The sequence below is a fragment of the Amaricoccus sp. B4 genome (genome assembly GCF_043226085.1).
Taxonomy (GTDB): domain Bacteria; phylum Pseudomonadota; class Alphaproteobacteria; order Rhodobacterales; family Rhodobacteraceae; genus Amaricoccus.
Window position 1 is genome coordinate 2,954,683 of sequence record NZ_CP171225.1, and the last position, 11,932, is coordinate 2,966,614.

11 protein-coding genes are annotated in these 11,932 nt (G+C 68.7%); 6 read left to right on the plus strand and 5 right to left on the minus strand.

Translation table 11 applies throughout. The annotated features are described in order from the left end of the window. Positions 1-14: 14 nt before the first annotated feature. The 5 genes from ACF66B_RS14245 to recN all read left to right on the plus strand — a co-directional run bounded on the left by ACF66B_RS14245 (position 15) and on the right by recN (position 6,119). Entirely contained in the window at positions 15-1,313 is a 1,299-nt protein-coding gene (locus ACF66B_RS14245) for a 3-deoxy-D-manno-octulosonic acid transferase (protein ID WP_111429037.1), read from the plus strand. Continuing rightward, complete coding sequence (gene lpxK / locus ACF66B_RS14250; protein ID WP_111429036.1) at positions 1,313-2,332, plus strand: tetraacyldisaccharide 4'-kinase; 1,020 nt, start codon at positions 1,313-1,315, stop codon at positions 2,330-2,332. The genes ACF66B_RS14245 and lpxK overlap by 1 nt, the downstream gene beginning before the upstream one ends. A 212-nt stretch (positions 2,333-2,544) precedes the next feature. Further along, a complete protein-coding gene (lpxC, locus tag ACF66B_RS14255) occupies positions 2,545-3,462 on the plus strand; it encodes a UDP-3-O-acyl-N-acetylglucosamine deacetylase (protein ID WP_111429035.1) in 918 nt (305 codons plus the stop codon). 147 nt (positions 3,463-3,609) lie between these two features. Then, complete coding sequence (locus ACF66B_RS14260; RefSeq protein WP_111429034.1) at positions 3,610-4,449, plus strand: outer membrane protein assembly factor BamD; 840 nt, start codon at positions 3,610-3,612, stop codon at positions 4,447-4,449. Between the two features lie 20 nt (positions 4,450-4,469). Next, a complete protein-coding gene (recN, locus tag ACF66B_RS14265) occupies positions 4,470-6,119 on the plus strand; it encodes a DNA repair protein RecN (RefSeq protein ID WP_111429033.1) in 1,650 nt (549 codons plus the stop codon). Between the two features lie 50 nt (positions 6,120-6,169). On the opposite strand, the gene ACF66B_RS14270 is transcribed toward recN, so the two are convergent. Together ACF66B_RS14270 and ACF66B_RS14275 are read right to left on the minus strand one after the other, a co-directional pair. Continuing rightward, entirely contained in the window at positions 6,170-6,514 is a 345-nt protein-coding gene (locus ACF66B_RS14270; RefSeq protein ID WP_111429032.1) for a DUF427 domain-containing protein, read from the minus strand. 48 nt (positions 6,515-6,562) lie between these two features. After that, positions 6,563-8,386 (minus strand): aminopeptidase P family protein, encoded by a 1,824-nt coding sequence (locus tag ACF66B_RS14275; protein ID WP_392663029.1) that lies wholly within the window; start codon positions 8,384-8,386, stop codon positions 6,563-6,565. Positions 8,387-8,474: 88 nt separating this feature from the next. On the opposite strand from ACF66B_RS14275, the gene ACF66B_RS14280 reads away from it, so the two are divergent. Further along, positions 8,475-8,771 (plus strand): hypothetical protein, encoded by a 297-nt coding sequence (locus tag ACF66B_RS14280; protein WP_162683193.1) that lies wholly within the window; start codon positions 8,475-8,477, stop codon positions 8,769-8,771. Here ACF66B_RS14280 and ACF66B_RS14285 read toward each other — a convergent pair. From ACF66B_RS14285 to cobT, 3 genes are read right to left on the minus strand one after another with little or no spacing between them, the layout of a single operon-like run. Further along, entirely contained in the window at positions 8,740-9,795 is a 1,056-nt protein-coding gene (locus ACF66B_RS14285) for a putative zinc-binding peptidase (RefSeq protein WP_111429029.1), read from the minus strand. The two genes, ACF66B_RS14280 and ACF66B_RS14285, sit on opposite strands and share 32 nt — an antisense overlap. Positions 9,796-9,807: 12 nt before the next feature. Next, a complete protein-coding gene (locus tag ACF66B_RS14290; RefSeq protein ID WP_111429028.1) occupies positions 9,808-9,996 on the minus strand; it encodes a PLD nuclease N-terminal domain-containing protein in 189 nt (62 codons plus the stop codon). A gap of 49 nt (positions 9,997-10,045) precedes the next feature. Continuing rightward, positions 10,046-11,929 (minus strand): cobaltochelatase subunit CobT, encoded by a 1,884-nt coding sequence (cobT, locus tag ACF66B_RS14295; protein WP_111429027.1) that lies wholly within the window; start codon positions 11,927-11,929, stop codon positions 10,046-10,048. Positions 11,930-11,932 lie beyond the last annotated feature (3 nt).

Consider the following 11,932-nt stretch of genomic DNA (forward strand, 5'->3'; position numbering starts at 1 on the left):
GACGGACCGCGGACATGCCCGCCGCGCCCCGGCGCACCCTGATGCTCTGGTTCTACCTGCTGGTTTCGCGGCGGCTGGGCTGGTTTGCCCGGCGGCGGCTGGTGCGGCGCTGTGCGGCGGGCAAGGAAGACCCGAACCGGCTCGGCGAGCGCATGGGTCAGGCGGGCCTCGACCGGCCCGAGGGGCCGCTCGTCTGGTTCCATGCCGCGAGTGTCGGCGAGGCGATGTCGCTCATCGAGCTGCTGCGGCGGCTCCGGCAGAGCCGGCCGGAGCTCACCTGCCTCGTCACGTCGGGCACGCTCACCTCTGCGCGGATGCTTGCCGCACGCTTGCCGCCGGGCTGCCTGCACCAGTTCGTGCCGCTCGACGTGCTGCCTTGGGTGCAGCGTTTCCTCGACCACTGGCGGCCTGAGCTTGCGGTCTGGACCGAGAGCGAGCTCTGGCCCGCAACGCTCTGCGAGGTGTCGCGCCGCGGCATTCCGATGATGCTCATCAACGCGCGAATTTCGGCCCGGACCTACCGGCGCTGGAAATCGGCGCCGCGGACGGCGCGGGCCCTGCTGCGGCGGTTCGACCGCATCCTTGCGCAGGACGATCTCGCGGGCATGCAGCTGGCGGCACTTGGCGCGGATCCCGATCGGCTGAGCGTTTCCGGCTCGCTCAAGGAGGGCGCCGCGCCGCTGCCTCATGACGAGGCGGAGCGGCGGCGGATGACGTCCCTGCTCGGCGGCCGCCCGGTCTGGGTTGCGGCTTCGACCCATGGCGGTGAGGAGGAGCTGGTGCTGGCCGCCCATGCGGCAGCGGTGCGGGCGATCCCGCGGCTCCTGCTCATCCTCGTGCCGCGCCATCCCGAGCGGGGCGATGAGATCGAGGAGCTGCTGCGCTCGCGCAAGCTGCGCTCTGCCCGGCGCTCGGCGGACGAGCCGCTGACGGAGGATACGGATGCCTATCTCGCCGACACGCTGGGCGAGCTCGGGATCTGGTACCGCATCGCGCCGGTGAGTTTCGTCGGAGGTTCGCTCAAGGAGATCGGCGGGCACAATCCCTACGAGCCGGCCTTGCTCGGGAGCGCGATCCTGCACGGGCCGCACGTGCGCAATTTTGCCGATGCCTATCGCAAGCTGACCGAGGCGGGTGCGGCGATGGAGGTGCACAGCGCCGCCGATTTCGGCCGCGCGCTGGTGCTGGCGCTGGCACCCGACACAGCCGCGCGGATGGCGGCGGCGGGCTGGGATGTGGTGAGCGAGAGCGCGGAAGTGACCGACCGGGTGCTGGCAGAGATCGAACTCAGGCTCGGCAGAGAGCCCGCGTGATGCATCCGCCGGCCTTCTGGTTCCGCCCGCGGCACCGGCCCGGCCTGCGTGCCAGGTTGCTTGCGCCGCTGGCGGCGGTCTGGTCCTGGGCCGGGCGGCGGCGGCTTGCCGGGCAGACGCCGGAGCGGCTCGGGATCCCGGTCGTCTGTGTCGGAAATCTCACCCTCGGGGGGGCGGGCAAGACGCCGACGGTGATCGCGCTCGTCTCGCGGCTCGTGGCCCAGGGCGTGCGGGTGCATGTCATTTCGCGCGGCCATGGCGGCAGCCTCGAGGGGCCGGTCGCGGTTGACGAGCGGCGGCACAGCGCGGCGGAGGTGGGCGACGAGCCGCTGCTCATCGCGCCCTTCGCGCCGGTCTGGGTGGCACGGGACCGGGCGGCGGCGGGCCGCGCGGCGGAGGCGGCGGGGGCCGAGATCGTCATCATGGACGACGGCTTCCAGAACCCCGCGCTCGCAAAGGATCTCTCGATCGTGGTCGTCGATGCCGCGACAGGTTTCGGCAACGGCCGGGTCGTGCCCTCGGGGCCGTTGCGCGAGCCGGTGGCGCGTGGCCTGGCGCGGGCCGACATGGTGCTGGCGATCGGCGCCCCGGCGGATCGGGCGGCCTTTGCCGCGGCCTGGCCGGAGACAGCGGCCCTGCCGGTCGCGGGTGCCGCGCTTGCGCCGCTCGACACCGGGATGGCATGGGAAGGGCTGCGCGCCTTCGCCTTTGCCGGAATAGGCCGGCCGGCGAAGTTCTTTGCCACGCTGCGTGCGCTCGGCGCCGAGATCGTCGCGGCGCGGGAATTCGCCGATCATGCCGTCTATGACCGCCGGATCCTCTCGCGGCTCGACAGCGAGGCGCATGAGAGCCGGGCCCAGCTTGTCACGACCGAGAAGGATGCGGTGCGGCTGCCGCCCGATTTCCGGCGCAAGATCATCGTCGTGCCGGTCCGCCTCGCGCTCGACGACTGGGCGCCGCTCGACACGGCACTTGCCCGGATTCGCAGGCCGATGCAGCGGGGCACCACCTCGGAGTGACAGGAAACACACAGGTGCCGGCTGGGCATGCCTCGCGACAGGCTGTTGATTTTCATGATTTTTATTTCGAGTTAACCGCGCGTTCGCTTTTGTTGCAATCGGACACAAAGCTTGATTTGGTCCAAATGTGACATCTCCCTATATTGCATTGCGACAGACGACGGGATCCGGGGTGGGGGTCACTGAGCAGCTGGTCGCAATTGGGGGCAGAAATGCACACGACTCTTGAACGGGAAATCACGCTGCGGGGCACGGGGCTGCACTCCGGCCGTCCCGTGCGTCTTACCCTCCACCCGGCGACGGAGGGCGGCATCCGCTTCCGGCGCGTCGACGTGACCGATCGCGACAACATCATTCCCGCCCGCTATGACGCGGTGACCGACACGACGCTTTGCACGGTGCTCTCGAATGAGGCCGGCATTTCGGTCTCGACGGTCGAGCACATCATGGCGGCCTTTGCCGGGCTCGGCGTGAGCCATGTGCTGGTCGATATTGACGGGCCGGAAGTGCCGATCCTCGATGGCAGCTCGCAGCGTTTCGTGAAGGCGATCCTGAAGGCGGGTCTTCGTCAGGTCGCGGGCGATCTGCGTGCGATCCGGATCCTGAAGCCGGTGCGCGACGTTCAGGGCGATGTGGTGACCGAGCTCACCCCCGCGCCGATGCTTTCGATCGACTTCGAGATCGACTTCCCGGATGCCGCGATTGGGCATCAGGAGAAGACGCTCGACATGCTCAACGGCTCCTTCGTGCGCGAGCTTTCCGACTGCCGGACCTTCTGCCGCCGTGCGGAAGTCGAGGCGATGCAGGCCCACGGGCTTGCGCTCGGCGGTTCGCTCGACAACGCGGTCGTGGTCGAGGGCGAGAAGGTTCTGAACCCTGGCGGGTTCCGGCGCGCGGATGAATGCGTGCGCCACAAGATGCTCGACGCGATGGGCGACCTCGCGCTGGCGGGGGCTCCGATTCTCGGCGCCTATCGCGGTGTGAAGGCAGGCCATGGCGCGACCAACCGGCTGCTGCGGCGGCTTTTCGCCACCCCGGATGCGTTCGAATGGGTGGTGCTCGACGAGGAGCAGCAGGCGGTTCTCCCCGGTGCGGGAGTGGGGCTTGCCGATCTGCGCCGCGCGGGTTGAAGGCAGGAAGAACAGGCAGAAGCGCAGTCCCGGGCTCCGGGGCTGCGCTTTTCGTTTCACCCCCCTTGCGAGCTGTGCTAACCGGATCAGGCCGAGGCTTGGCAGGCGCCCCGGGACATCGGCGGAGTGACTAGAGGCAGGTAGGGTATGACAAGAAAGTCGGGTCGTGTTCTGGCGTTGGCCGGCACATTGCTCCTGATCCTGCTCACCGTCTCATCCTGTGCGCGCAACCGCCAGGAGCCTATCGAGACCCGGTCGGCGCAGCAGATCTATCTCGATGCCGAGGCGCTGCTTGCCGACGGCCAGCCGCGTGATGCCGGCGAGATGTTCTCCGAGGTGGAGCGGCTCTATCCCTATTCCGAATGGGCGAAGCGCTCGATGCTGATGTCGGCCTTTGCCTATCACGAGGGCGCGCAATACGCGGAAAGCCGGTCGGCGGCGGAGCGCTATCTCGAGTTCTTCCCGGCGGATGTGGACGCGCCCTATGCGCAGTTCCTGATTGCGCTCTCGTATTACGACCAGATCACAGACATCGGTCGCGATCAGGCCAACACGTTCGAGGCGCTGCAGGAAATGCGCGACATCATCGAGCGCTATCCCGACAGCGAATACGCCAAGTCCGCCCAGCTCAAGTTCGAGCTCGCGCTCGATCATCTTGCGGGCAAGGAGATGGAGGTGGGGCGCTATTACCTCGCGCGGGGCCATTACACGGCGGCGATCAACCGGTTCCGGGTCGTCGTCGAGGACTACCAGACCACCACCCACACGCCCGAGGCGCTGCACCGGCTGGTCGAGGCCTATCTCTCGCTTGGCCTCACGCAGGAGGCGCAGACCGCCGCTGCGATCCTCGGCCACAACTTCCAGGGATCAACATGGTATGCCGACAGCTATGCGCTGCTGACCGGCCGCGGTCTCGAGCCGGACAATGCCGGGGACAGCTGGCTGAACCAGACCTACCGTCAGGTGGTGAAGGGAGACTGGCGCTGACGCGGGCGCGGGTCTGACCGATGCTCCGGACCCTCACGATCCGTGACATGGTGCTGATCGAGACGGCCGAGCTCGCCTTCGAGCCCGGCCTCAACGTGCTCACGGGCGAGACTGGCGCGGGCAAGTCGATTCTGCTCGATTCGCTCGGCTTCGTGCTCGGCTGGCGCGTGCGGCCCGGGCTGGTGCGCGCCGGGGCCGATCAGGGTGAGGTGATTGCGGAATTCCATCTTGCCGAGGGCCATGCCGCGCGCGCGGTGCTCGAGGCGGCGGGCCTGCCCGCGGGCGAGGAGCTGCTGATGCGCCGGGTCGCGAGCCCGGACGGGCGGCGGCGGGCTTGGGTGAACGACCGGCCGGTGGCCGCCGAGACCCTGCGCGCGCTGTCCGCGACGCTTGTCGAGCTTCACGGCCAGCAGGACGACAAGGGGCTGCTCGATCCGAAGCGGCACCGGGATCTGCTCGATGCCTTTGCCGAGGCCGGGGCGGCGCGCGAGGCGGTGCGGGAGGCCTGGGGCGCGCGGGCCGCGGCGGCAAAGCTGCTTGCGGAGGCGGAGGCGGCGCTCGAGGCCGCCGCGCGGGATGCCGATTTCATTGCCCATGCTGTCGAGGAGCTCGATGCGCTCGACCCTCAGCCGGGCGAGGAGACAGAGCTCGATGCGCGGCGGCGCCAGCTTCGGGCGGCGGAGGAGATCCGCGCCGATGTGGCGCGCGCGGCGGGGGCTGTCGGCTCCGAGGGGGCGGAAGGCGCGCTCTTTCAGGCACTGCGCTGGCTCGAGGCGGCGGCGCCACGGGCCGAAGGGCTGATCGATCCGCTGCTCGAGGGGCTCGAACGCGTGCTGACCGAGCTCGGCGAGGTTTCGCGCGGCGTCGAGGACCTCGAGGCCCAACTCGCGGGCGATCCGGATGAGCTGGAGGCTGTCGAGGAGCGGCTCTTCGCAATCCGGGGCCTTGCGCGCAAGCATCAGGTGCCGCCCGAGGAGCTCCCGGCGCTGGCCGAGGATCTGCGCGCGCGGCGGCGGGCGATCGACGGCGGGGCGGAGGAGATTGCCGGCCTCAAGGTCGCGCTGGGCGAGGCCGATGCCGCCTATGGCGCGGCGGCGGCGCGGCTTGGCGAGATCCGGCGGGACGCTGCGGCACGGCTCGATGCGCGCATGGCCGGGGAGCTGCCGCCGCTGAAGCTCGAGCGGGCGCGCTTCATCACCGAGGTGGACCCGGGTGAGCCGGGGCCCGAGGGCAGCGACCGCGTGCGCTTCACTGCCGCGACCAATCCGGGCGCGCCGCCGGGACCGATCGACAAGGTTGCCTCGGGCGGCGAGCTCTCGCGCTTCCTGCTGGCGCTCAAGGTCTGTCTCGCCGAGCGTTCCAGCGATCTCACGCTGATCTTCGACGAGATCGACCGCGGCGTCGGCGGGGCCACGGCGGATGCCGTTGGGCGGCGGCTGCGCGCCCTGGGCGATGCGGCGCAGGTGCTCGTCGTCACCCATGCGCCGCAGGTCGCGGCCCGCGGGGCGCATCACTGGCGGGTGGGCAAGGACGTGCGCGAAGGGGTAACCCGGACCGACGTGCTGCCGCTCTCGCAGGCGGAGCGGACCGAGGAGATCGCGCGGATGCTGGCGGGGGATGTGATCACGCCCGAGGCGCGAGGGGCCGCGCGGGCGCTGCTGGAGAGCTAGCGCGGGCTCCCATGCGCGCAAGCCCGCGGCCGGGCTTGCGCATCTCAGGCTCAGATCTGTTCGATCGTGACCTTGTTCGGGTCGAAGGTGAGGTGATTGGCAATGCGCGCAAGATCGTCGCTGGGCTCGGGATAGCACCAGGCGGCGTTCTCGATCAGCGTGCTGCGGGTGACGATGCCGAAATAGGTCGCGCGGCCGATGCCTTCCGTGACGGCCTCGCTGCCGGATGTTTCGAGAAAGGCCATGCCGATGTCTTCCTGCGGGAAGAAGATCGTCGCCGGCATGTCGCCATTGCTGAGTTCGAGGGCATTTCCGCTTTCGCCGATGACGGCACCGCCGGCGCGGATGACCCAGGTGCCTTCGGCCGGAACGACTGTAATCCTCTTGGCAAGCATATGCGGTCCTTTGTTCGTTGGTGTCCTCGGCCCCCTGAGCGGGGGCGTTCAGAGCGGTTGGCAGGCAGTTTCAAGCCAGCTTGCAGTGTCTGCATCGACGAGCGGCGCGATCCGCGCGAGAACCTCGGCGTGATAGTCGTCGAGCCAGCGGCGCTCGGCAGGGGCGAGCAGGTCCGCGTCGATCAGACGGCGGTCGATCGGGGCGAAGGTGAGGGTCTCGAACGAAAGCATCTCGCGCTCGCCACCCTCGGGTCGGCTTGGCGCACGCACGGTGGCGAGATTCTCGATACGGATGCCGAAGGCCCCCTCGCGGTAGTAGCCAGGCTCGATGGAGAGGATCATGCCGGGTTCGATCGGTGTTTCCGAGCGGCGGGAGAGGGCCGCAGGGCCTTCGTGCACCCCGAGATAGGCCCCGACGCCATGGCCGGTGCCGTGGTCGTAATCGAGCCCCGTCTGCCAGAGGCCGGCGCGGGCGACCGCGTCGATGTCGCGCCCCGCGAGCCCTCTCGGCCAGGCGAGGCGGGACATGGCGATGACGCCCTTGAGGACCAGGGTGAAGGCCCGGGCCGCGCCTTCGGGCACCGCGCCGACGGCGACGGTGCGGGTGATGTCGGTGGTTCCGTCGACATACTGCCCGCCGCTGTCGACGAGCAGCAGCTCGCCGGGCTTCACCGGGCGGTTGCTGGCCTCGTTCACGCGGTAGTGCACGATCGCGCCATGATCGCCCGCACCGCAGATCGTCTCGAACGAGATGTCGCGCAGGGCGCCGGTTTCGGCGCGGAAGGCTTCGAGGCGGCGGACGACATCGATTTCGGTAAGATGTCCCCCGGGGGCTTCGGCATCGAGCCAGGCGAGGAAGCGCGCCATCGCCGCGCCGTCGCGCAGATGCGCCGCGCGGCTTCCGGCGATCTCGGCCTCGGTCTTGCAGGCCTTGGGCAGGATGCAGGGATCGCGGGCCCAGTCGACCGCGATGCCCGCCGCCGTGAGCCGGTCGGACACCCAGACCGGCGCGCTTGCCTTGTCGACGCCGACCTTGCCGGAGAGCGCATCAAGGGCAGGGCCGAAGGCCTCGGGCGCGGCGATGGTCACCTCTGCCCCGAGGTGGGCGCGGAGCGCGGCATCGCACCTGGTGGGATCGGTGAAGAGCGCGACACGGCCGTCGTCATGAAGGATCGCGAAGGCGCGTGCGACCGGAGTGCGGGCAATGTCGCCGCCGCGGATGTTGAGCAGCCAGGCGATGGAATCGGTGAGCGTCAGCGCCGCTGCCGAGCGCCCGGCGTCGCGAAGGCCCTGCGCGAGATCGGCGCGTTTTTCCGCCGCGCTGTGCCCGGTGAACTCGAGGGGCTGTGGCACGATCGGTGCGGCGGGCGGCGCCGGACGATCGGTCCAGATACGGTCGACGAGATTGGGGCAGCGGACGAGCGAGATACCGTGCGGCTCGAGCGTCTCGGACAGCGTCGCGATGTCGGTCGCGGTGTGGAGCCAGGGATCGAACCCGGCGCGGCCCCCCTCCGGCATGACCTCGGCGAGCCAGTCGGCGGGCTTGTCCTCGGGATGGCGCAGGATGGTGAAGGCCCCGGTGTCGACCTCCTTGCGCGACTGGAGCGTATAGCGGCCGTCGACGAAGAGGCTCGCGGCCTCGAGACCCGCCACCGCGAGGCCCGCGGAGCCCGAGAAACTCGTGAGCCATGCGAGGCGCTCGTCGCAGGGGGCGACGTTCTCGCCCTGATGGGCATCGGCGCGCGGCACGAAGAAGGCTGCAACACCCTCGGCGCGCATGGCCTCACGCAGGGCCTCGAGCCGCAAGGGCCCGGTTTCTGGCGTGGTACGCTGGCGGAAATCCTGGAACATGGGGCGCTGATCATCTTTCATTCCGGAAATCCTTATCGGTCGTTTGCGTGACAGGTCAATGAAGGTTAACCTTCGGCGCGTTGAATCGCGCTAAAGGTGAGAAGTCCCCATGCGTATTGTGGTTATGGTTGCGTTCGCCGGATTGGCGCTCTGGCGGGCCTGGATCGATTGGCAGGCTACGATCGGTGAGGGCTATGCGTTCCGGCTGGCTTCGATCGACCGGGTCTTTGCGGAAAACGCACCCGGAAGCCACGCGAAGGTGGTTTCGATCCTGCAGAATTTCGGGCCGGACTGGCTGTGGGATCCTGTCTTCACGACCCTCTTCAGCCTGCCGCTGGCGTTGATCCCGGCGCTGATCGCCGGGATCCTCTGGGTCACACGGCCCCGCGGACGAGGTCGTGGATGAAGTTGAGCTTGTTGATCGCTGGCGTGCTCAGCGCGAAGGGGTAGAGGTCGCGCTGGCCCATCGAGCGGTTCAGGCTGTTGACCGCGACGGTGAGCGGAATCCAGGCATCCACCAGCCGCTTGAAATCCGGTTCGCGGTAGGGATCGAACGCCAACTCGGCATTGAGCTCCGCCGTTGTCGCGACATGGGGGTCGATCTCCATGCCGAAGCTCGCAGCGGTGTCGAGCGTATCGACCATGTGGAGGTAATGCGTCCAGGTCTCGGCGAAATCTTCCCAAGGATGCATGGTCGCATAGGCGCTGACGTAGGCGTTTTCCCAGTCCGGCGGCGCTCCGTTCTCGTAATGCCGCTGCAGCGCCTCGCCGTAATCCGCGCTTTCGTCGCCGAAGATCTCGCGGGACGCGTCGATCTTGTTGCGGTCGCGCACAAGCACGTCCCAGTAATAATGCCCGACCTCGTGGCGGAGATGGCCGAGCAGCGTGCGATAGGGCTCGCCGAGCTCGACCCGGCGACGCTCGCGCTCGGCGCTGTCTGCCTCGGAGATGTTGATGGTGATGAGCCCGTCGTCATGGCCGGTCATCACAGGGGCGTCCGGCTCGTCGGCCAGGAAATCGAAGGCGAGGCCGCGCTCCTTGTCGTCCTGAAAGCTCGTCAGCGGCAGGTTGAGGCGCTTGAGGGCATAGATCAGCCGCCGCTTCGCCTCCTCCATCTTGCGCCAGCGCTCTTCGTTCCCCTCGACCGCCAGGTCGGGGATGGTGCGGTTGAGCTCGCAGGCGGGACAGAAGCTGTCGCCCGAGTCGGCCCGGACAAGCCAGTTGCAGCCCGCGCTCGCGGCATTGCCGCAGGCAACCCAGGCGCTGCCCTGCGGCGCCGCGGTGACCGCGATGGTGCCATCGGGCTGTGGATCGCAGGCGCTCAGCCGCAACGTATCGGGCAGAAAGCCTAATCGGGTTCCGCAGCGCAGGCATACGGAGTTTTCGAAATGCAGCATCTGGCCGCATTTCTCACAGGTGAATACGTGCAAATTTCCCTCGCGTCAGATGCGCTGCGCCCGTGGTCCCAGGAGCAGCCAGGCAATGAAGCCGATGAGAGGCAGGAACAGGATCACCAGTACCCAGATCACCTTCTTGCCGGTGCTCGCACCCGAACCGACGACTGAAATGATGGCCCAGATGTCCAGCGCGAGCAGGATGAACCCGCCGATGCCCGTGATGTTGATATCCATATCGCACCTCCTGCCTTGCAACGCGCGGAACAGCCCGCGGTTCCGAAAGTCATACGCGCGCGGAAAGGCGTTTGCGGCGTCCCGCGCGGATCGGGTCGTTGTCGAACAGGCTCGCGAGCTGCTCGGTCATGGCGCCGGCAAGCTGCTCCACATCGGTGATCGTCACGGCGCGCTGGTAATAGCGCGTAACGTCGTGGCCGATGCCGATGGCGACGAGCTCGACCGCACGCCTCCGTTCGACCATCTCGATCACGTCGCGCAGATGCTTCTCGAGAAAGCTCGGCGGATTGACCGAAAGGGTGGAGTCGTCGACCGGCGCACCGTCGGAGATCACCATCAGCACCTTGCGCGCCTCGTTGCGGGCAAGCATCCGCCGGTGCGCCCATTCGAGCGCCTCGCCGTCGATGTTCTCCTTGAGCAGCCCTTCCTTCATCATCAGCCCGAGATTGGCACGGGCGCGCCGCCAGGGCGCGTCGGCGGGCTTGTAGACGATGTGACGGAGGTCATTGAGCCGGCCGGGGAGCGGCGGGCGCCCCGCGGCAAGCCAGGCCTCCCGGCTCTGGCCACCCTTCCAGGCGCGTGTGGTGAAGCCGAGGATCTCGACCTTCACCTGGCAGCGCTCGAGCGTGCGGGCGAGGACATCGGCCGAGATCGCGGCGATCGAGATCGGCCGACCGCGCATCGAGCCGGAATTGTCGAGCAGAAGCGTCACCACGGTGTCGCGGAAGTCCGTGTCGCGCTCCTGCTTGAAGGAGAGCGGGGTCAGCGGATTGGCGACGACGCGCGCAAGCCGGCCGGCATCGAGGGTGCCTTCCTCGAGGTCGAAATCCCAGGCGCGATTCTGCTGCGCCTGCAGCCGGCGCTGCAGCTTGTTGGCAAGCCGCGCCACCGCGCCGCGGAGCGGCTCGAGCTGCTGGTCGAGATAGGACCGCAGGCGTTCGAGCTCGATCGGGTCGGCGAGTTCCTCCGCGCGAATTTCCTCGTCATGGGCCGTGTCGAAGACGCGGTAGTCGGGATCGGCGTCGGAATGGGGCGGCTGCACGCGCTCATCCTCGGCCTCCGTCTCCTGCATCTGGGCCTCTTCGGCCATGGCATCTTCGTCTGCGCTGTCGAGGGCCGCCTTCATTTCCTGCGGATCGGAGGGCTGTTCGCTGGACTGGTCCTGGCTCGAGCTTTCCTGCTCGGAGTTGTCCTCGGCATCACCGCCGGCCTGGTCCTGATCGGGGTTGTCCTCGGTCAGGTCCTCGGGTTCGTCATCGTCCTGATCCTCGCCCGGCGCATCGTCCGGGTCGTCGCCGAGCTGTTCGCCATAGCCGAGATCGGAGATCACCTGGCGCGCGGCGCGGGCAAACGCCTGCTGATCGTGGAGGGTGTCGCCGAGCCCCTCGAACGCCCCGCTCGCGTGGGATTCGAGAAAGCCCCGCCAGAGGTCGAGCACGTTCTGCGCCCCTTCGGGCAGCGCGCGGCCGGTGGCGAGATGCCGCACGAAATAGCCTGCGGCCTGCGCCAGCGGGGCGCGGGCGGGGTCGGTGATATCGGCATAGCCGAGGCGCTTGGCCTCGGCCGCGATCTTGGCATCGATGTTGCCCGCCGTTCCGGGCATGGCGCGGGCGCCCACGGCCTCGCAGCGCGCCGTTTCCATCGCCTCGAAGAGCTCCGTGGCAATCTCGCCCTGCGGCGTGTAGCGGCGGTGCGTGGCAGCGTCGTGGAAACGCAGGCGCAGCGCATAGGCGTCCGCCGTGCCGCGGGCGAGCATCACCTCCTCGCGGCTCATCCGGCGCGTCACCTGCGGCAGGCGCATGGCATCGTTGCGGAGCCCGGGCGGATCGACGCTGAAGGCGACCTCGAGATCGGGGTCGGCGGCCATGGCGCGCGTGGCCTCGCTCAGCGCCTTCTTGAACGGGTCCGCGGGGTTGTTCGAGCGCTTCGACAAATG